General features: G+C 69.3%; 13 protein-coding genes. 8 read left to right on the forward strand and 5 right to left on the reverse strand.

From position 1 onward, the window contains the following. The 3 genes from ACIOWN_RS32810 to ACIOWN_RS32820 all read left to right on the forward strand — a co-directional run. Positions 1 to 1,806: acyltransferase domain-containing protein (locus ACIOWN_RS32810; protein ID WP_401984245.1), on the forward strand; the 1,806-nt coding region annotated here is incomplete at its 5' end. 25 nt (positions 1,807 to 1,831) lie between these two features. Further along, positions 1,832 to 2,611 carry an arylamine N-acetyltransferase gene (locus ACIOWN_RS32815; RefSeq protein ID WP_362357547.1) on the forward strand — a complete coding sequence of 260 codons (780 nt, stop codon included), beginning with the start codon at positions 1,832 to 1,834 and terminating at the stop codon, positions 2,609 to 2,611. 4 nt (positions 2,612 to 2,615) lie between these two features. After that, positions 2,616 to 4,181 carry a bifunctional 3-(3-hydroxy-phenyl)propionate/3-hydroxycinnamic acid hydroxylase gene (locus ACIOWN_RS32820; RefSeq protein WP_362357549.1) on the forward strand — a complete coding sequence of 522 codons (1,566 nt, stop codon included), beginning with the start codon at positions 2,616 to 2,618 and terminating at the stop codon, positions 4,179 to 4,181. 92 nt (positions 4,182 to 4,273) lie between these two features. Here ACIOWN_RS32820 and ACIOWN_RS32825 read toward each other — a convergent pair whose 3' ends face one another. Both ACIOWN_RS32825 and ACIOWN_RS32830 read right to left on the reverse strand, forming a co-directional pair. After that, positions 4,274 to 5,815 carry an MFS transporter gene (locus tag ACIOWN_RS32825; protein ID WP_362357551.1) on the reverse strand — a complete coding sequence of 514 codons (1,542 nt, stop codon included), beginning with the start codon at positions 5,813 to 5,815 and terminating at the stop codon, positions 4,274 to 4,276. 95 nt (positions 5,816 to 5,910) lie between these two features. Continuing rightward, the gene (locus ACIOWN_RS32830) at positions 5,911 to 6,396 is read right to left on the reverse strand and encodes a MarR family transcriptional regulator (protein ID WP_362357553.1); all 486 of its coding nucleotides are present in this window, start codon (positions 6,394 to 6,396) and stop codon (positions 5,911 to 5,913) included. A gap of 236 nt (positions 6,397 to 6,632) precedes the next feature. Between ACIOWN_RS32830 and ACIOWN_RS32835 the strand changes: the two genes are divergently transcribed. After that, positions 6,633 to 7,820, forward strand: a complete 1,188-nt coding sequence (locus ACIOWN_RS32835) for a macrolide family glycosyltransferase (protein ID WP_362357555.1) — start codon at positions 6,633 to 6,635, stop codon at positions 7,818 to 7,820. 37 nt (positions 7,821 to 7,857) lie between these two features. On the opposite strand, the gene ACIOWN_RS32840 is transcribed toward ACIOWN_RS32835, so the two are convergent. Next, positions 7,858 to 8,847, reverse strand: a complete 990-nt coding sequence (locus ACIOWN_RS32840) for an SDR family NAD(P)-dependent oxidoreductase (RefSeq protein ID WP_362357557.1) — start codon at positions 8,845 to 8,847, stop codon at positions 7,858 to 7,860. A gap of 172 nt (positions 8,848 to 9,019) precedes the next feature. On the opposite strand from ACIOWN_RS32840, the gene ACIOWN_RS32845 reads away from it, so the two are divergent. The 4 genes from ACIOWN_RS32845 to ACIOWN_RS32860 all read left to right on the forward strand — a co-directional run bounded on the left by ACIOWN_RS32845 (position 9,020) and on the right by ACIOWN_RS32860 (position 17,416). Continuing rightward, entirely contained in the window at positions 9,020 to 9,907 is an 888-nt protein-coding gene (locus ACIOWN_RS32845) for an ROK family protein (protein WP_362357559.1), read from the forward strand. Next, entirely contained in the window at positions 9,904 to 10,455 is a 552-nt protein-coding gene (locus tag ACIOWN_RS32850; RefSeq protein ID WP_362357561.1) for a hypothetical protein, read from the forward strand. Before ACIOWN_RS32845 ends, ACIOWN_RS32850 begins: the two co-directional genes overlap by 4 nt. 23 nt (positions 10,456 to 10,478) lie before the next feature. Then, the gene (locus ACIOWN_RS32855) at positions 10,479 to 15,701 is read left to right on the forward strand and encodes a hypothetical protein (protein WP_362357563.1); all 5,223 of its coding nucleotides are present in this window, start codon (positions 10,479 to 10,481) and stop codon (positions 15,699 to 15,701) included. A gap of 74 nt (positions 15,702 to 15,775) precedes the next feature. Then, on the forward strand, positions 15,776 to 17,416 hold the full coding sequence (locus ACIOWN_RS32860; protein WP_362357565.1) for a copper resistance protein CopC: 1,641 nt from the start codon (positions 15,776 to 15,778) through the stop codon (positions 17,414 to 17,416). A 38-nt stretch (positions 17,417 to 17,454) separates the two neighbouring features. On the opposite strand, the gene ACIOWN_RS32865 is transcribed toward ACIOWN_RS32860, so the two are convergent. Both ACIOWN_RS32865 and ACIOWN_RS32870 read right to left on the reverse strand, forming a co-directional pair. Further along, positions 17,455 to 18,966, reverse strand: a complete 1,512-nt coding sequence (locus ACIOWN_RS32865; RefSeq protein ID WP_362357567.1) for an FAD-binding protein — start codon at positions 18,964 to 18,966, stop codon at positions 17,455 to 17,457. Positions 18,967 to 19,003: 37 nt separating this feature from the next. After that, entirely contained in the window at positions 19,004 to 20,329 is a 1,326-nt protein-coding gene (locus ACIOWN_RS32870; RefSeq protein ID WP_362357581.1) for a class II 3-deoxy-7-phosphoheptulonate synthase, read from the reverse strand. Positions 20,330 to 20,408 lie beyond the last annotated feature (79 nt).

Raw genomic sequence — 20,408 nt, forward strand, 5'->3', positions numbered from 1 at the left:
GAACACCAACCCTGGCCCCACACCAACCACCCCCGCCGAGCCGCCGTCTCCTCCTTCGGCGTCAGCGGAACCAACGCCCACATCATCCTCGAACAAGCCCCCGAACAACCCCACCAACCCGACCAACCGACCACACCCACACACACCGACACAACCGTCCCCCTGATCCTCTCCGCCAAGAGCCCCCAAGCGCTGCACGCACAGGCCAAGCGCCTGGCAGAACACTTGGAGGACGGCGGCGTGCGCCTCGACGATGTCGCCTACTCCCTGCTCACCACCCGATCCTCCTGGGACCTGCGGGCCGTCGTGGTCGCGGACGGCAGGCAGAACGCCGTGGACGGGGCCAACGCGCTGGCCCGGGGTGAGTCGGCTCCGAACGTTTTCACCGGCCGTACGGCGCGGGGCAAGCTGGCCGTCCTGTTCTCCGGGCAGGGCAGCCAGCGCGCCGGAATGGGACGGGACCTGTACGCCGCGTTCCCTGTGTTCGCGAGAGCGTTCGACGACGTCTGCTGCGCGCTGGACCACGCGCTGCACGGCCACGTCGATCGTCCTGTCGCCGACGTGGTCTTCGCCGAGGACGCCACCAGGCTGAACCGGACGGTGTTCACCCAGACCGGGTTGTTCGCGTTCGAGGTGGCGCTGTTCCGGCTGGTCGAGTCGTGGGGCGTGCGACCGCACCTCGTCGCGGGCCATTCGATCGGCGAGATCGCCGCCGCGCACGTGGCGGGTGTGCTGTCGCTGCCCGACGCCGCGACGCTCGTCGCGGCGCGCGCACGGCTCATGCAGTCGTTGCCGACCGAGGGCGGCGCCATGGTGGCGGTGCAGGCCGCAGAGGAGGAGGTCGTGCCGATGTTGTCGCCGCGGGTGAGTATCGGCGGCATCAACGGGCCCACCTCAATCGTCGTGTCCGGCGACGAGGACGAGGCGCTGGCGATCGCGGCGCACTTCAGCGCTCTGGGACGCAAGACGAAACGCCTCCAGGTGTCGCACGCGGGCCACTCACCGCGCATGGACGGCATGCTGGAGGAGTTCGCGCGGTCCATCGCGGACATCTCGTTCGACGACCCGGACATCCCCGTGGTGTCGAACGTGACCGGAAGGCTGGCCGAGCCGGGGCAACTGTGCTCGCCGCAGTACTGGGTGGAGCACATCCGGCTGCCGGTGCGCTTCGCCGACTGTGCGCGCGAACTCGAGGACCAAGGCGTCACCACGTTCCTGGAGCTCGGGCCGAGCGGTGTGCTGAGCGGCATGCTGCCCCACTGCCTCCCCGACGCCGCGGCCGACGCCGCGTTCGTCCCCGCGCTGCGCGGTGCAGGCCCGGAAGTGCCCGCTGTCGTGGGCGCGTTGGGACAGCTGTACATCCGCGCCGTCCCGTTCGATCGGTCCGCGTTCTTCAGCGCGAGCGGTGCCCGGCGGGTGGCGCTGCCCACCTATGCCTTCGATCGCCGGCACTTCTGGCTGGCTTCAGGAAATCCCACAGTGGAGGTGACACACCCGGTGTCAACAGAACAGAACACGAGCGGGTCGCTGGCCGATCGGCTGGCCGCGTTGTCCGAGGAGGAACAGAACAAGGTCCTGGCCGAGCTGGTGTTGGCCGAGGCGGTGGTGGCGCTGGGCGACGCGGCGACCGACAGCGTCGAGCACGACAGCCCGTTCTTCGAGGTCGGGTTCAACTCGCTGATCGCGGTGGAACTGCGGAACAGGCTCAACGAGGCGACCGGACTGACCCTGTCGCCGATGCTGGTCTTCGACCATCCGACACCGGGCCTCGTCGTCGACCACCTGCGCAGTCTGCTTATCCCCTGAATCCACGGAAGGACATGTGCTCCCCATGTTCGACATCCCGAAGTACCTCGAGAAGATCGGCTACACCGGCTCGCCCGAACCGACGCTCGACACGCTGCGCGCGGTACAGAAGCGGCACATCATGTCGATCCCGTTCGACAACTCGGTCAACGCCGGCGTGGACCGCGGCCTGTCCGTGTGGGACGACGTCGACATCGACCCCGACGAACTGTTCGAGGCCGTGGTGGTCGACGGCCGTGGTGGCGTCTGCTACGAACTCAACGGCCTGTTCCGCTTCCTGCTGACCGGGCTCGGCTTCGACTACCGCATCCTCGCTGGTGCGGTGCGCCAGGTGAACGGCGGCTTCGGCCCCGACCTGGAGCACATCTTCGGCTGTGTGCAACTGGACGACGAGACCTGGCTGGTCGACGTCGGTATCGCAGGACCGCACTACATCGAGCCGTTGCGGGTGACCGAGGAGGTCCAGGAGCAGTACGGCGTGCAGTACCGAATGTACGAGGCCGACGGGTACACGGTCGTCGAGCGCAAGCCCAAGAACGGCGACTGGTTGGCCATCTACCGCTTCCGGATGCAGTTCCGCGACATCCAGGAGTGGACCGACCCGGATCCGAAGCTCGTCGAGTTCCCGCCCGGACTCGTGGCCGTCGGCACCTACATCCACAGCCGGGCCACCGAGAACGGCCAGCTCGTCCTGATCGGCAGGCGGTACCTCGAACTGGCCGACGGCGTCGAGCGGGTTCGCGTTCTGGTGGACGCGGAGCAGTACAAGGAGACCGTCCGCACGATCCTCAACCCGGTCGGCTGAGCAGATGGCGGACGTGCTGATCGTCGGTTACGGACCGGTCGGGCAGACCACGGCCGTCCTGCTGGCTCAGCGTGGCTGGACGGTGACGGTCGTGGAGAGGTGGCCGGAGCCGTTCACCATGCCGAGGGCGGTCTCGTTCGACGGCGAGTCGGCCCGCGCACTCGCGGCCGCGGGGGTCGGCGAGCATATCGAGCGGTTCGGCGAGCCGTCGGGCGACTACGTGTGGCGCAACGCGGACGGGGAGACACTGCTGCACGTCGACGTCGCGGAGCACGGCCAGTGTGGCTGGCCGGACTCCACGTCGATGTACCAGCCGGGGCTGGAGGCGGCCCTCGCCGAGCGCGGGTCCAGGCTGCCCGGTCTGCGGGTGCTGCGCGGCCACCGGGCGGTCGAGTTGACCGACGACGGTGACCGGGTGACGCTCGTGGCGGACTCCCGCGATGAGGGCCGGGTGCACCTGACAGGTCGCTGGGTGATCGGCTGTGACGGCGCGAACAGCTTCGTACGCGAGCGGATGGGCGTCACACTCACCGATCTGGGCTTCGCGAACGACTGGCTCACCTGCGACGTGGCCCTGCACGAGCCGCGCCGGTTCGTCCCGAACAACCTGCAGATCTGCGACCCGGCCCGGCCGAGTACCGCGGTGTCGGCGGGCCCGGGCCACCGGCGCTGGGAGTTCATGCGTGTGCCCGGTGAGCCGATCGAAGAACTGGACCGGGTGGAGACCGTGTGGCGCCTGCTCGCGCCGTTCGACGTCACGCCGAAGAACGCGACCCTCCAGCGGCAGGCGGTGTACCGCTTCCAAGCGCGCTACGCCGACGAGTGGCGGGTGGGCCGGATCCTGCTCGCCGGCGACTCGGCACACCTCATGCCGCCGTTCGCGGGGCAGGGGATGTGCTCTGGGTTCCGTGACGCGGTGAACCTTGCGTGGAAGCTCGACCTCGTGCTGGCCGGCAAGGCCGACGAGTCCCTCCTGGACACCTACACGGCCGAGCGGCGATCACACGTGCAGCACGCCATCGGCATGTCGGTGAATCTGGGCAAGGTCATTTGCCAACCCGACCCGAAGGCCGCCGCCGACCGCGACATGGTCATGCTCGCGACCAGGAAGCGCAACGAGGGCAGGCCGCAGCAGGATTCCGCGGTCTACCACCCGCTGACCACCGGCCTGTTGGGGGGTGGCTCAACCATCGCGGGCTCCCTCGTCCCGCAGGGGCGGGTGTCCCGTGGCGGCCGTACAGGGCTGCTCGACGAGGTGATCGGCAACGGGTTCGTGCTGTTGGCGCGCGAGGACCCGCAGCGTCTACTGGGCGCTGACGCCTTGGCGGCTCTTGCGGAGATCGACACCCAGCTGGTCCACCTGGTTCCCGCGGCCGACCGCGCCGTGGGGGACCGTGCCGTGGTGGACGTCGACGGCGTCCACCTGTCCTACCTGGACCATGTGGAAGCGGTCGGTGTGCTGGTGCGCCCCGACTTCTACGCGTTCGGCGGTGCGCGGGACGGCACCGGTCTCGGCGAGCTCGTCGCGGATCTGCGTGGCCGGCTCTCCTCTGCCGCCCTCGCCGGCTGAGCCGGGCCCGGACACACACCACTCGCCGGTGGCCGCGGAACTTCCGCGGCCACCGGCATGTTCATGCTGATCCCCGGGATCCTCCGGGAGTGTCAGGACCGGAGGCCTTCTGCCGTCGACGGCTTCCCGTCGCTCTCGCCGGCGTCGTCCTGGGTGCCCTGCTGGGCCTCGTGCTGGACGCCCTCCTCGGCGCCGGGCGGGGGCGCGGGCGGACCGGACGGCATGGGAGTGTTCTCCAGGACGAAGTATCCGATGACCGCGGCCACGACGACGAGGCCGGCCGAGACGAGAAAGGCCATGTGGAAGCCGCCGTTCAAGGCGGCCGTCGCGTTCTGGCCCTCGCTGATGAGGCTCTGCGTACGGCTGGATGACAGGGCGGTGAGTACGGCGAGGCCAAGCGCACCACCCACCATCCCGGCCGTGCCCGCGACACCGGAGGCGAGGCCGGCATCGCTCGGCGTGGCGACCGACATGGCCAGGGCCATGACCGCCGGCATCGTGAGACCCGCGCCGCCGCCAAGCAGCAGGGCCATCGGCAGGACGTCCACGACGTAGTCCGCGTTCTGCGGTGCCCGCGCGGCCAGGAACAAGGCGGCCGCGATGAGCACGAGGCCGGCCAGCAGGACGTTGCGCGGACCGAACCGGATGTTGAGCTTGGCCGAGAAGCCCATCGACACCACGGCAAGGGCGACCGCGAGCGGCAGGAAGGCTAGGCTCGCCTCGACCGGCGTGTAGCCGAGCACCTGCTGCAGGTACAGCGTGCCGAGGAAGTTGAAGCCGAACATGCCCGCGACCAGGAGCAGTTGCACCAGGTTGGCCCCGGAGAGGTTGCGGGACCTGAAGAGCTTCAGCGGTACGAGCGGCTTGACCGCGGTGGCCTGGCGCACGACGAACGCGGCCAGCAGAACGGCCGAGAGCGCGCCGACGCCGATCGTGTGGGCGGAGCCCCAGCCGTACTCGGGCACCTTGACGATCGTGTACACGCCGCTCATGAGACCGAAGGTCACCATCACGGAGCCGGGCAGGTCGACCCCTTCCCCAAGACCGAGCCCCTGGTCCGCCTGGACGAGCGGCACAGCAAGAATCGCGGCCACCACACCGATCGGCACATTGATGAAGAACACCCAGTGCCAGCTGATGCCCTCGGTGAGCACACCACCGGCCAGTACGCCGATGGAGCCGCCGGCGGCCCCAACGAAGCTGAACGCGGCAATCGCCTTGCCCAGCTCCTTGGGATCCCGGAAGGCCGTGATCACGATGCCCATCACGACCGCCGCCGCCATCGCGGCTCCCGCACCCTGCAGGAAGCGCCCGGCGATCAGCATCTCCCGGTTGCCGGCCAGACCGCATAAAGCCGAGGAAGCGGTGAACACGACGAGTCCGGCGATGAACATCCGCTTGCGGCTGATCAGGTCGCCGAGGCGGCCGGACAGCAGGAGCAGACCACCGAAGGCGATCGTGTAGGCGTTGGTGACCCAGCCGAGCCCCGGCTGCGTGAAACCGAGCTCGGACTGGATCGACGGCAGAGCCACGTTCACGATGCTCGTGTCGATGATGACCATCAGCTGCACGGAGCAGAGCACACCGAACGCGAGCCAGCGCGCTCTGCTGGTCGTGGGAGCGGTCCCGGACATGTCGTCGCCTCCTGTTTCATGACGTCAGAAGCGACACTAGCAGATCGTCTAGTTTCAGACGGTCTTTTCATGGTCGAACTTTGGACCTGCCGGACTCAGGACCTGACCGAGGGGCGCCGCGGCGGCCGCTCGGACGGGGTGAGCGTGGACAGCCGGCCCTCGACCAGCACGGCGAGGCCGTTCGTGAACCCCTCGCGCTGGTCCTGCGGCAGGGCGGACAGCACATCGCGCTGGACCCGCGCGACGATCTGGTTCGCCTCCGCGATCATCTCCATACCCTTCGGGGTGACGTGGATGATGCGCACCCGACGGTCGGTGCTCGACGGCCTGCGCTCGGCCAGTCCCGCTTTCTCCAGCTCGTCGACCGTGACCACCATCGTCGACTTGTCGAGCCCGCAGATCTCCGCGAGGCGTCGCTGTGTGAGGTTGCCCGGAAGCGCCTTGTAGAGCACGCAGTACGCGCGTGGCGTGATCCCCAGACCGGACAGCGCCGCCGTCTGCTCGGTCGCGAGCGCGTGGCTCGCCCAGGAGAGCAGGAACATCAGATCCATCTCGGGAGCGGAGGGCGTGGTATTGGGCATGCCCACATGCTACCGGGGTCAGCCGGAAGCAGATGGTCTGCTCTCAGACGATATGTCCGGGAGGCGCGAAGCGACCCGCCCCCGACGCAGGGACCAGTTCCCCGGATGAGGGGTCGGCTAGGGGTTGGCCTGCTCTGGTGGAAGTCGATACCGTCCGCCTCGAATCAGCTATCTGTTGATTTCTCGGAATTTCTGCGCGGACCACCAACCCGTCGCCGAAGAATAGGACGCACGGTATGGGTCATCATGTTCTGATACACAGCATTCCCGCGAACGGTCACGTGCTCCCCACACTCGCAATTGTCGCGGAACTGGTCCGCAAGGGCCATCGCGTCACTTACCCGATGGTCGGGGACTTCGCTCGCATGGTTGAGTCGGTCGGAGCGACCGTACTGCCCTACGACTCGGTCGACCCGGTCTCCGTGGTCAGCGGCCCGGAATCCGGGCGCGCTCCGCTGGTGTTCCTGGAGGAGAATCTCGCCCAGATCGCCGCGGCCGAAAAGCACCTGGCCGACGACGTGCCGGATCTCGTGCTCTACGACGGGGTGGCCATGCAGGCCGGACGGGTGCTGGCGAAACGGTGGAGCCGCCCCGCCGTCCGGCTCTCCCCCGTGTTCGCCTCGAACGAGCACTACTCCTTCGTGCAGAAGATGATGGAGGCCGCGGGCCCGGTCGACATGGGGACCGACGCGATGGCCGAGTTCGGCGAGAAACTGGGCCGACTGCTCCTCACCAACGGCTTCGAGGAGTCGGTCCAGGAGTTCATGGCCCACGTCGAGGATCTCACCATCGTCCTCGTCCCCAGGGCGTTCCAGCCCGCGGGCGACACCTTCGACGAGCGGTTCGCGTTCGTCGGCCCCTGCCTCGCCGATCGCGACTTCCTCGGCGAATGGCATCCGCCGGTCAGTGGCCTTCCGACGGCGCTGGTGTCGCTGGGGACGGTGAACAACCGCGACGCCGGCTTCTTCAAGGCCACCATCGACGCGTTCACGGACCTACCGTGGCACGCGGTCGTCTCGGTCGGCAACGGCATCGACCCGGCCGAGCTGGGGGACCTGCCGGACAACGTGGAGGTGCGCCGGTGGGTACCGCACCTGACCGTGCTCGAACACGCCGAGCTGGCCGTCACCCACGCCGGCATGGGCGGCGTGATGGAGGCGTTGCGCTGGGGGCGCCCGATGGTCGCCGTCCCGCCGTTCCCGGATGTCGTGCCCAACGCCGAGCGCCTCGCCGAACTGGAGCTCGGTGTCGTGCTGCGGCCCGCCGACGTCACGGCCGAGCGGTTGCGCAACGCGATCCTGCGGGTCAGCGGGGACAAGGAGATCGTCAACCGCACGCGGGAGATGAGTGAGCGGATTCGCGAGGCGGGCGGCGCCCGGGAGGTGGTGGCGCGGATCGAGGGCCACCTGGAACGAGTGGCCTGACGGCCGAGGGGCCTCCCGGGGGAAGGCCCCTTCACGTTCACACCAGAACCGGTTCCTGCGCCAGGAACCACTCGGCGGTCTGCCGCAGGCCGACCCGTAGCGGGCGCGGGGTGAAGCTGGTGATCTCCGCCATCCGCCGTACGTCCAGGAGTCTGCTCGACGCCCCGGTGGGCTTGGACGGGTCGAGCCTGATGCGTTCCGGCCGGTCCATCACCGCGAAGAGTGTCGCGGCCAGCTCCAGCACCGACACCGGCTCATCGGTGCCGACGTTCATCGTGGCGTAGCGGCGTTGCTCCATCATCCGCAACGTCGCCCGGACCAAGTCGGCGACGTGGACGAAGGTGCGTGTCTGGCTGCCGTCCCCCCAGATCACGACCTCCTCGCCCGCGGCGATCCTGCGCAGCATGGTGGGGATGACCCGGCCGGACGTACCGTCGAAGCCGTCCCGCGGCCCGTACACGTTCGTCGGCCTCGGCACCAGGATGTTCATTCCGTACTGGGCCCTGTGCAACTCGGCGAGCACCTCGACGAACGTCTTCGACAGGGCGTAGCCGTTGGTCGAGTACCGCATGTGCCTGCGGTAGTCGTCGTCCTCGTGGATCGCGCCGGTCGTCTCGCCCTGGTAGACCTCGGCCGAGCTCAGCAGCGCGACGTCCGGCACCCCGTACTCTCGCGCGCAGTTGAGCACGTTCGAGGTGATCCGCAGGTTCGTGTCGAGGATCTCCGCCGAGTGGTTGAGCTTGAACTCGGTGTTCCCGTCCAGTGCGGCGCAGTGGATGATCGCGTCCACGTTCGGGGACGCGTACCGGCACGCGGCGCGCACCTCGCCGTGGTCGAGCAGGTCGAGTTGCAGCAGCCGTAGGTTGTCTCCCCGTGGGAGCTGCGCGAGCATCTCTTCCCTGGGGGTGCGGTACAGGCACACCACTCGGGCGTCACGTGCCAGCAGTTCTTCGACGAAATGCGACCCGATGAAGCCCAGCCCACCGGTGACGAAAACCGTTCTTCCCGCCCATCGATCGGGTGACATCGACACCCTCGCTTTATAGTCAGACAAATATATGCATGAAGCATCAGGATGGGTTCGGATTTATCGGGACGCCAACCCCTCATTCCCCCCTGAAATTCGGTAATCAGGTCCGTGCAGCCCGATGGGTCGGCAATTACCGGCGAGTTGCCGGGCATGTGCGAATATCGCTCGCATGAGGGCTGCGAAGGGCTGCTTGGGCATAGATTTCGGTGGCACGAAGGTGGCGCTGCGCGTCGAGAGCGAGGACGCCCAGCCTGACGAGACCGTATTCCGGTGGCCTGACGGCGACATCACGCGTGACCTGACCGCCCTCAGCGACGGCGTCCGGGCACTGCTCGATCGGTGGCCCGGCACGGTGGGCGCTGTCGGTGTCGCGATGCCCGCGACCCTCGACCGTGCACGCCGCGTCGTCAGCTGGCCCGGCAGGCCGAGCTGGGCCGGCACCGACATCGGCACCGTACTGCAGGCCCTGTTCCCCACCGCTGAGGTAAGGCTCGCCGACGACGGTGATCTCGCCGCGCTCGCGGAGGCCGCCGCCGTAGGCCGCGGCGACATCGTCTATCTCGGGGTCGGTACGGGAATCGGCGGCGGGTTCGTGCTCGGCGGGCGCCCGGCGCTGGTCTCCGGCGAGGTCGGGCACATGATCATCGACCGGTCCGGACCGGTGTGCGACTGCGGGCGGCGCGGCTGCCTCCAGTCGATCGCGTCCGGTCCTGCCACGCTTCGCCGTGCGGCGTTCGCCCGGGGAGCCCCTGTGACGTTCGAGGAGCTGCGCGCGGCGTGGCTGGCAGGAGAACCGTGGGCCGTGTCGGCGGTCGACGAGTCCTGCGCCGCCCTTGCCGCGTCGGTGGTCGGCCTCTGTGAACTGGTGCACCCGGCGGCCATCGTGGTCGGCGGCGGGTTCGCGACCGGGCTCCCCGGATTCACCGCCGTGGTCGATGCCCACACCCACGCGCTGCAACGGCCCGGTCATCCCGCGCCGGAGGTGCATGAGGCGGTGCTCGGCGGCCTGTCATCGCTGCGAGGTGCCCTGCTGCTCGCGCGGGAGGCCATCGCATGATCAAGATCCTGTGCGTGGTGGTCACGCTGGTCGCCCTGTTCGTCGCCGGGATCGGTGCCGCGACCTGGTCGCGGCACCGGGCGGAGGCGGCCGAACGGCCGGTCGCCGTCGCCACCACCGGCGGCATCACGGCCGTGCCGCGCGAGGCTGAGTGGGCCTCGATGGAGAACCACCACATGGGCAACACGGGCTACCAGATGCCGGCGCAGATGATGCCCGGCGCACCAGAGGGCGACGACATGCGGCTCGGCGTGCCGATCACGCTGACCAACGACGGAGACCGGGCGCGGACGTTCGACCTCGCGTCGGAGTTCTTTCTGACGGGCGGGCCGGACGGTCCCCGGCCGCTGCACTCGGACACCTTCGGTCATCTCGGCCGACTCGGCCCGGGCAGCGCGGCCGATGGCGTCCTCTACTTCGACACCAGGGTCCCCGGCCCCGACGATCCGCCGCTGCACCTCGTCTGGAAACGCAGTGGCGAGGAGCGCCACCTGGCCGTTCGCATACCCGGCTCCACGCCCGAACACGGACAGGAACACGGATCATGACCAATGGACAAGGAACCGCCCCCGTGCGTGAGCCGCGTGCCGCGTTCCGCACCCATGTCGTGCTGGTGGTGTTCCTGGCCGTCGGCTGCGTCCTGTGGCAGCACTGGACGGTTTTCGGCGCCGGCGGGCAGTCGCGTTCGCATGGGGTGTTCGCGCTCGTCGACCTGATGCTCGCCTTGCCGACGGCCGGCGCGGCGGCGGGAATCGCGACCCGGCTCGCACGCGTGATCGCGCCTTCGTGGGCCTGGGAACGCCCGATGCGCGCGGTGCTCGCCGGGCTCGCCATGACTGCGATGTACATACCCTTCGCGGTGGTGCAGGCGACCGCGCACTCCGTGATCAGTCCGCAAGGGGGCCATCACGGATCGGCCGGGCCGCTCTCGTCCGGAGCCGACGGCCTGCTGCCGGACGCGGTGTCGCAGGCCCTGCAAGTGGCGCCGGCGGCGCTCGCGCTGGCTCTGGCCGGTGTGTTCGCAGCCGCCCTGACGCTCGACGGCCTGCGGCACGGGTGGACGGTGATGGTCCGCAGACCGGTGCGGACACTGCCTGCGTTGCTCGTGTTCGGATCGCTGCTGACGGCGCCGCCCGCCACCGGCGCGACGCCGGCCACGAGCTACGACGGCGGGTGCGCGACCGCGCCGCAGCGGGTGTTCGACGTGCACGCCATCGAGGTCGACATCGTCGTGGACCGCTTCGGCGACCACGACCCTTACGGCTTCATGTACGTACTGGCGGACCGGGAGGACGAGGTACGCGCCCAGGAGGCCGCACTGCGCGCCGCCTCCTCGATGGACAAGAACGACCCCGCGGCGGCGAAGGTGTCCGTCGGCCTCGGCCAGGACCCGATCCAACCGCTGGTGCTCCGGGCACGGCTCGGAGAATGCGTCGTGATCAACCTGACCAACAAGCTCACCCGGGCGCCGCGGAGCGGTCCGCTCGGCAACCCGCCGATCACCCAGCCCGGCGGCGTCCCGTCGGTGTCGGTCGACATGTCGGGTGTCGCCTATGACGCGAGCCGGGGCGAGGGCGGGCAGGCAGCCGGCCGCAACCCGGACTCGGTGATGGCCGCTCCGGGCCAGACCAAACAGTACCGGTACTACCTCGACCCGACGATGGGTGAGGGCGCCAAGGTATTCCGCAGCGGGGGCGAGTCCACCCAGCTGACCGCGCACGGCCTGTTCGGCACGCTCGTCGCGGAACCGGCAAACGCACGATGGCTGGACCCGGTGAGTGGCGCGGACCGGACCGACGACGCGAACTGGAACAACTGGGAGGCGATGATCAAGCCTGCCACCGGCCCCGCGTTCCGCGAGTTCACGGTCATCTACCACGAGATCGGCGACGAAAACTTCAATCTGCGCAGGCCGTTGCGGGAGAACGACGAGGGCATACCGATCGGCGGCGACCCCGGCATCCCGGTCGGCGACCAGGTCGAGTACGGGCGTTTCCTGCCGATGATCGACGTGCGACCGCCGACCCCGACGATCCCGAACGAAGGCGGTGGCGGCACCAACGCCTATCGTCCGGCCAGCCGGGCGATCAACTACCGCAGCGAGCCGTTCTACCGGAGACTGCAGCTGGAGGCCGAGCGCGGCGCGCAGGCCCAGGAGGCCAACAAGTCGCTGGCGTACAGCTCCTACACCTACGGCGACCCAGCCACGCCCATGCCGCGTTCCTACCTCGGCGAGCCCACGAAGACCCGGCTCGTGGACGCCGGTGTCCAGCAGCTGCACGTCCACCACGTGCACGGCGGCGGAACACGCTGGCGGCTCAATCCCGATGCCGACGACACGGCGATGAACGCCGGTCTGTCCAAGATCCCGATCCAGAAGGCCACCTCCATCCGGCTCGACTCACAGACGGTGGGTCCGACGGAGACGTTCTCGCTGGAGCACGAGTGCGGTGCGGGCGGATGCCAGCGGGCGACGGGTGATTTCCTCTACCACTGCCACATCGCACAGCACTACATCGCCGGCATGTGGGGCCTGTGGCGGGTGTTCGACACCGCGCAACCCGACCTCGCCCCGCTGCCCGGCCGCCGGGCCGTACCCACCGGCGTCACCTCGGCCGGCCTGCTCGGCCGCGTCGTGGAGGGCAAGACCGTGGTGCCTGCGGACGAGGTCATCGATCCCCGACGCCAGATCGGGCTGGACCAGCTTGTGGAGAGCCATCTGCCACCCCAGGGCGCGCGTTGGAGGACCGCCGGCGGTGAGGACCGCGACGACGCCACGGTCTGGGACTGGAAGAAGACCGGTCCGGCCGACGCGCCGGTCTACCTGGGCGAGCCCGAGACGTCTTCGGTCTGGGTCAACTACCGGTCACCGAACCCCGGTGTCCGGCCCGAGATCCTGTTCAATCCACTGACCGGCAGACCCGCCTACCCGATGCTGCGGCCCCACCTGGGCCGCCGGCCCCCGTTCGCCCCGAACAGCCACGCGGGCGCGCCCGGCGTGGGCGAGACCGCGACCGCGCAGCGTCCGGGGGGCCTGTGCCCGCGGACATCACGCGTACAACGGTTCGACGTGACCGCGGTCGCGGTGCCCGTCCAGCAGACCAGCCGGGAGCGGGACAAGGACGGCGAGTTGTACGTCCTCAACGAGGACAAGGACGACATGCTGGCCGGGCGCAAACCGGTGGATCCGCTGGTGATCCGCTCCAATGTCGGCGACTGCGTGGCGATCACGTTCGGCAGCGAGCTCAACCCGGCGGTGCAGAGCAAGGTCAACATGCACACGCACTTCGTGCAGTTCGACCCGCTGGCGTCGGACGGCGTCGTCGCGGGGTTCGCCTACGAACAGTCGGTGTTCTCGGTCACGAAGGACGGGCGCACACTGACGTCGGTCGACGCCCCCGACCAGGTGACAGTGTCCTCGACGGACAAGTTGAGGCCGGGCATCTCCATCGGCATCGGTGTGGGGCGGGCGAGCGTCGAGGTCCGAGAGATCACCGCGATCGAGGGAAACCAGCTCACGTTCGACGCGGCCCTCACCCGCGAACACCGGCCCGGCGAGCCGGTCACGGTCGAGTTCGTGCAGTACCGCTGGTACTCCGATGTCGACTCGGGAACCGTCTTCTGGCACGACCACGTCAATGCCCTGACTTCCTGGGCTCATGGTCTCTTCGCCGCGCACATCATCGAACCGAAGGGCTCGGTGTACCGCGATCCAGTGACGGGTGAGGCGGTGCGCAGCGGGCCGATCGTGGACGTGGTCAACACCTCGGGCGGTTCCGTCGGCGTCGGTCAGCGCGGGTCCTTCCGTGAGTTCACCATCTTCCTGCACAACGGCAGACGTGGCCGGGCGGAGCTGGCCGAACCACCACCAGAAGGCCTGACACCCTTCAATTCAGGGCAGGAGTGCGAGGAAGGAACGATCAACCTCAGAGCCGAACCGCTTGGTGAGCGTACAAAGCCGGGCGCCACGCCCGCCGATCCCACCACGACCGAACAGCGTCAGGAGTACAACGGCGCACGCTGCCGCAACGCCTTCAGCCGCGCCGCGGACATCCCGGGCAACCCGGACGCGAACACCGTACGGGCGACGGTGTCCACCGTGGACCCGTATGTGTTCTCGTCGGTGAAGTACGGCGATCCGCGGACTCCGTTGCTGCGGGCCTATGCAGGCGACCCGGTAGTGATCCGCACGATCGGCCTGAGCGAACGCGCGGAGGCGTTGCGCGTGCAGGGACACCGGTTCCGGATGGAGCGGTTCAACCAGGACGGCCAGTTGATGGACACGGCGACCACGGGCATGTCGGAGCGGTTCGACTACGTGCTGGACGGCGGCGCCGGAGGCCCCACGGCGAGCCCGGGCGACTACCTGTACTACAGCACCCGCACGTTCGCGCTGGAGAGCGGCGCGTGGGGCGTCTTCCGGGTGCACGACCGCCTGCGCGGCGACCTGAAGCCGTTGCCCGGCCGGGCCCCGCTTCCCGGTGGGACCGGTTTCCCGGTCCAGACCGCCGCCGGCGGGAACACACAGGCCGCACCCGGGCCGAACCCCGCACCCGCATGGCTCGCGGACGGCCGGGTCGACACCTCGGTCGTGACGTCCACGGCGAAAACCTGCCCGAAGAGCGCGCCGGAGAGGCACTACGACGTGTCGCTGTTCGACAGGACACTGCCGACCGCACCGTTCAGGGACACCGGAGGCGTGATCTACGCGCTGTCGTCCGACGTGAACGCGATCAAGGCGGGCAGGAAACCCGTGGAACCGCTCGTGCTGCGGGCGAACAAGGGTGACTGCGTGACGGTGACGCTGCGGAACCGGATCACGGCCGGCTCGCTGTACGGCGGCAGAAGAGCGGGCTTCGATCTCGGCAAGCTGACCCGCAATCCGCAGCTGTCCGGTGGCGCCGCCGTCGGACTCAACCCGGACACCACCGTCGCGGCCGGAAAGTCGGCGACCTATACGTTCCACGCGGACGTCGAGCTCGGTACCGGGCTGTTCCAGAATCTCGGCAGCACCGCGAGCCTGCGGCACGGGGCCTACGGCATGCTGATCGTGGAACCGCGGGGCTCCACGTGGTGGGACAGCGCCACGAACCGCAGGCTCGGAGCGAATCTGACGAGCACACAGGCGATCATCCGTGTCCCCGGCCACCGGGCGTTCCGCGAGTTCGCGATGACGATGCAGTCGACCGACCAGCAATACGCGCGCAGCGTCCTGCCCTACGGCGACCAGGTGGCCGGCAACGGGCTCAACAGCCCGACCGTCGCCAACCAGCAAGTGCCGCCGGTGCCCGGCGCGCCTCCGGGCACGGCAGGCAACCAGGGCTCCTTCGACAAGGGCTTCAGCCACGTCAATTACCACAGCGAGCCGCTGACCGAGCGTCTCGGCCTCACGGCCGAGCGGAACGACTTCACCAAGGCCACGGTGATCGGGGCGTACGGCATCGCGTTCAGCTCGACACCGTACGGGGATCCGGACACACCGGTGTTCACTGCGCACTCGAAGGACCCCGTGGTCTTCCGCGTCGGTGTCGGCGCGTCGGACCAGTTCCACTCGTTCACCGTCAGTGGTCACACCTTCCCGCTGGAACCGAAGATGGCGGGAGCGCAGCGGGTGGCGGCTCGCACCATCACCGCGGGAGAGACGGTCGATGCCCGGCTCGGTCCGGCGGGCGGCAGCCTCGGCGGGACGGGTGACTACGTCTTCGGCGACGCCAGGACCCCCTTCACGACCGCGGGGATGTGGGGCCTGCTCCGGGTACTGCCGCGGAGCGCCAAGGGCGTGGCCCCGCTGTGACGAGTGGACCGACCACCGTTGCCCGGGCCCTCGGGTCCCGGGCAACGGCACGTGGGCTGAGCGGTGATGTGCGGATGTGGCGGCGACGCGGGGCCTTGTCGGCGGTGCTCGCGATCCTGGTGATACTGCTCGCCCCTGCGCCCGCCTCCGCCCACGCGGAGCTCCTTGAGTCCACGCCGGCCAACGGCGAGCGGCTGACCAGTGCCCCGAACGAGGTGCGGCTGCGGTTCAGCGAGGGCGTCTTCCTCGTACCGGACGGGATCCGGCTCCTGGGCCCGCGAGGGACGCTGACCGGACCGGACGACGTGCGCACGGACGGCCCCGACGAGGTGGTGCTGCGCGTGCCCCGCACGCTCGACGCCGGCCTGTACACCGTCTTGTGGCGTGTGGTGTCGGAGGACTCACACCCCGTCCGCGGCGCGCTGGTGTTCGGCATCGGTGACGCTCGGTTCGGGACGCTGCCGCAGCCGGGCGCGCAGGAGGACCCGGTGACGGCGCTGTCGCTGGTGTTCGGCGCCTTCCGCTGGCTCGGATACGCGGCGCTGGCGCTGCTCGCCGGCGGCGTGGTCTTCCTCCTGCTCTGCTGGCCCGAGGGCTGGATGAACCGGCGAGCACGCCGGCTGCTGCTCCTGGGCTGGATCGGCAGCACGGCATCCGCGACGGCGCTGCTGCTGTTGCAGGGTCCGAACGCCGCGGGCCGTTCCCTCGCCGGTCTGCTTGACCCGGATCTCCTGGGAGCCACACTCGGCACCGACTACGGCTGGTTCGTGCTGGCGCGCCTGGGACTTCTCGCTTTTGGCGGCGTCATCCTGCAGGGTCTCCTGCGAAATCCGCGGGACCGCCTGCTGCGTTCGCTCACTGTCCTGACACTGGTGGTGGCGCTGCCGGCGACGTGGTACGGAACAGGGCACGCGAACGCCTCGCCGGGCCTGCTCACCGCGGTTGCCGACATCGCCCATCTCAGCGCGATGCCGGCATGGCTGGGCGGACTCGCCTTCCTGGTGTGCTGTGCGAGCGCGTTCCGCTCCGTGGCGCCGACGGTCCGTTTCTCGTGGATCGCGGCAACGGCCGTGGGCGTGCTCACCGTGACGGGCCTGTGGCGCGCATGGGTGGGGGTCGGATCCCTCACCGCTCTGGCGGGAACCGCCTACGGGACTCTGCTGGTCATCAAGCTTGCCGTCATCGCGGGACTGCTGTGGCTGGCAGCGCTGTCCCGCGCCGCCGTACGCCGCTGGAGCAGGCCCGGTCCCCCGGCTGAATCGGTCCGTGCGGCGCGGGAACGGCACATAGTGGTGCGCCGGCAGCTCGCGTGGTCGGTACGTGGCGAAGCGCTCTTCGCCGTGGCGGTACTCGCCGTGACGACGCTCCTGGTCGCCACACCGCCCGCCACCCGACCGCGGCCCCATGACACGGCGCAGAGCGAACTCGCCGTGGGAAGCGGAAAAGTGGGGGTCGTGTTGACACCATCGAGGCCCGGAGCGAACACGCTCACCATGCGAGTGCGCAACACCCCGGTGCGCGAGGTGAGCGCCATGCTGAGCCTGCCTGAGCGGGGCGTGGGACCGCTGAAGGTGAGGCTCGTGGCGAAGACCGGGACGCGGTACGAGTCGGACGGTCTGATCCTGCCGATGGCCGGTGTCTGGAAAGTCGTTCTGACGATCAGGACTTCCGACATCGACCAGGAGACGGTCGAGACGGATGTCGTCGTACGGTGAGCCGGGGCCGGCGGCGCCCGCCGGCCCCGGCTGAGTGCTCACGGCCTGATGCTCTGCGGGTGCCGGAAGAAGCCGGCGGGGTCGTAACGGCGCTTCACCCGCCGTAGGCGCGCGTGGTTCTCGCCGTACGTCGAGGTCGCCCAGTCGGCCACCGGCCGGGAACTCGGGAAGTTGATGTAGGAGCCGCTGGCCAGCGGCTCGAGTGCGGCCGCTCCGGCGTCCGTCCAGGCGGTGGCCTCCGCGATCTCCTCCCGCGGCGGAGTGGGACTGTCCAGTCCGACCTGGTAGCCGAGGAGGAACTTGGCGTCGCGGTTGACGAACGCGGTGGCTGTGCGGCCGGTATCGCTCATCGCGCCGCCCATCGCGATGCACTGAATGTACCGGTGCTTCAGGGTCGTGTGCGAGTCCCACGTGGAGAAGAGGGAGCCCGTCTCGGCCGCGGTGAGCGTGCGGTTGACGAATTGGTAACTCTGCCGCTGGAACGGCATGCGCGGCAGTTCCGCAGCCGGGGTCGTGCCCTCGCGGTGGCACTGCTCCAGCGTCATCTCCCGGCAGTACTTGATGTGCAGGGAGTCGGCATAGGGCAGTTGGCCACCGACCACCCGGCTGAGGGGCTGTACACCCGCCCGCTCAACGAGCTGGTTCAACGCGGTCTCCAGCGCGGGCCTGGGACCGAGGCAGGAGCCGGTGACGAGAACGACCGCCGCGCCTCCCGCGTCCGCCGGGGGCAGCACGACCAGAGACGTGCCGATGTCGTTCGACCCGCCGCTGATCCACGCCTGCCACGCGGCGAAGACATCGAGGGCGTCGTCGATCGACCACATCAGGTCGAAGTTGACGGACGTCGGGGCGTTGATCGGCCGCACCTCGAAATCGACCACGACACCGAAGTTGTTGCCACCGCCGCCGCGCAGCGCCCAGTACAGGTCCGGCTCCTCGGTGGTGCTGGCGCGTACGAACCGGCCACTCGCGAGCACGACGCCCGCCGAGACGATCCGGTCGGAGCCCAGGCCGAACTTCCGTGTCTGGTAGCCGATTCCACCGCCGGACAGAAAGCCGCCCTGGGCCACGGTCGGGCAGGTGCCCGCCGGTATCTGCTTGTTGTGCGGCCTCAGCTTGGCCAGGGCATCCACCGACTGGAGGCCGGCACCCAGGGTGAGGGTGCTGCCGCCCACGGCCACGTGGTTGATCCGGGCCAGGTCGATGACAAGTCCGTCGATGGTCGACCAGCCGGACAGGTTGTGCCCGCCGCTCCGGACCCGCACCGGGATTCCGTGGGCCTGCGCGAACCGGACGCAGTCACGCACGTCGGTCGTGTTCGCGCAATAGGCAATGGCTTGCGGGTTGACCGAGTCGTACTGTGCGATCTGGAGCTGCTTCGCCTGCGCGTAGCCGGGATCAGACGGCAGCACCAGGTCACCGGTGAGCCTGGACCGCAGCCGCTCCCAGCCGCGGCCGATGCCAAAGGCGGTCTCGGCGCCCACGCCGCCGATCGCGGCGGCCGCCACGGCTCCTCCGCCGGCCTGCAGGAGCGCACGTCTGTTGAGCATTCTGTTCTCCCTTGTGTACTCGCTGAACTGTGGTTCCTCACCGCAGCAGCATCTCCGCGATGAGAAAGGCGAGTTCGATGGACTGCTGGGCGTTCAGGCGGGGGTCGCAGGCGGTCTCATAACGGCCCGCGAGGTCGGTGTCGGAGATCCCCTGGGCACCGCCGAGGCATTCCGTGACGTCCTCGCCGGTCAGCTCGACGTGGATGCCGCCGGGATGGGTGCCCAGACGGCGATGCACCTCGAAGAAGCCCCACACCTCGTCCACGATCCGGTGGAAGTGCCGGGTCTTGTAGCCGGTCGGCGACTCGTGCGTGTTGCCGTGCATCGGGTCGCACTGCCAGATCACCTGATGACCCGACGCGGTGACCTTCTCCACGATCGGCGGCAGTATGTCGCGGATCTTCGTGCTGCCCATGCGCGTCGTCAGCGTCAGCCGGCCCGGCTGGTTGTGCGGGTCCAGCCGCTCGACGTATTCGGCTGCCAGCTCAGGTGTGGTCGTCGGGCCGATCTTCAGGCCGATCGGGTTGGCCAGCAACTCGGCGAACGCGATGTGTGCGCCGTCCAGTTGCCGGGTTCGCTCGCCGATCCACAGGAAGTGGGTGGACAGGCCGTACAACTTCGGCTGGTCACCACGGCTGTCCAAACGCAGCAGGGCGCGCTCATAGTCCAGCAGCAGCGCTTCGTGCGACGCGAAGATCTCTGTGGCGTGCAACGGGGTCTCCGCGTTTCCGCGCGCGGACATGAACCGCAGAGCGCGGTCCATCTCCGCGGCCAGCGCCTCATACCGCGTTCCCGCGGGCGAGGTTCGCACGAAGTCCCTGTTCCGGTCTCGCACCCGGTCCAGGTCCGCCGGGCCGCCGCTCGTCATTGCGCGCAGCAGATTCATGGCCGCGCTGGCGTTGGCGTAGGCACGCAACATCCGGTCCGGGTCGGGTGTTCGGGCGCCCGGCGTCGGCAGCAGTGAGTTGACGATGTCGCCGCGGTAGACCGGGAGGCCGAGCGAGTCAACGGTGTTGGACCGAGGCTTCGCGTACTGGCCGGCGATGCGGCCGACCTTGACCACCGGGAGACCGGTGCCGTAGGTGAGCACGACGGCCATCTGAAGCAGCGTCTGCACGGTGGTGTGAAGGTGCGCCTCGGTGTTCCCGTCGAACGTCTCCGCGCAGTCCCCGGCTTGCAGCAGGAAGGCCTCGCCGCGCGCGACAGCCGCCAGCTGCTCGCGCAATCTGTCGACCTCGGCGGGCACGGCGATGGGCGGCACTCCCTCGAGTGCGGTGCGCACCTCGCGCACCTTGTCGGGGTCGGGCCAGTCCGGCTGCTGCGCGGCCGGTTTCGCCAGAGCGCCCGCCAGCCGGTCGTGCAGCGGCCACGGAAACGGCCGCGTCGGGTCGGACGGTGGATGGTGGACGGTGAAGTGGCTCACAACGGGCTACCCCCGGTCC

The organism is Streptomyces sp. NPDC087787, assembly GCF_044743035.1.
Taxonomy (GTDB): domain Bacteria; phylum Actinomycetota; class Actinomycetes; order Streptomycetales; family Streptomycetaceae; genus Streptomyces.

Bases quoted from the DNA above. Each gene is read 5' to 3' on its own strand.
- ACIOWN_RS32815 (WP_362357547.1), top strand. From the start codon at position 1,832: ATGTTCGACATCCCGAAGTACCTCGAGAAGATCGGCTACACCGGCTCG.
- ACIOWN_RS32820 (WP_362357549.1), top strand. From the start codon at position 2,616: ATGGCGGACGTGCTGATCGTCGGTTACGGACCGGTCGGGCAGACCACG.
- ACIOWN_RS32825 (WP_362357551.1), bottom strand. From the start codon at position 5,815: ATGTCCGGGACCGCTCCCACGACCAGCAGAGCGCGCTGGCTCGCGTTC.
- ACIOWN_RS32830 (WP_362357553.1), bottom strand. From the start codon at position 6,396: ATGCCCAATACCACGCCCTCCGCTCCCGAGATGGATCTGATGTTCCTG.
- ACIOWN_RS32835 (WP_362357555.1), top strand. From the start codon at position 6,633: ATGGGTCATCATGTTCTGATACACAGCATTCCCGCGAACGGTCACGTG.
- ACIOWN_RS32840 (WP_362357557.1), bottom strand. From the start codon at position 8,847: ATGTCACCCGATCGATGGGCGGGAAGAACGGTTTTCGTCACCGGTGGG.
- ACIOWN_RS32845 (WP_362357559.1), top strand. From the start codon at position 9,020: ATGAGGGCTGCGAAGGGCTGCTTGGGCATAGATTTCGGTGGCACGAAG.
- ACIOWN_RS32850 (WP_362357561.1), top strand. From the start codon at position 9,904: ATGATCAAGATCCTGTGCGTGGTGGTCACGCTGGTCGCCCTGTTCGTC.
- ACIOWN_RS32860 (WP_362357565.1), top strand. From the start codon at position 15,776: ATGTGGCGGCGACGCGGGGCCTTGTCGGCGGTGCTCGCGATCCTGGTG.
- ACIOWN_RS32865 (WP_362357567.1), bottom strand. From the start codon at position 18,966: ATGCTCAACAGACGTGCGCTCCTGCAGGCCGGCGGAGGAGCCGTGGCG.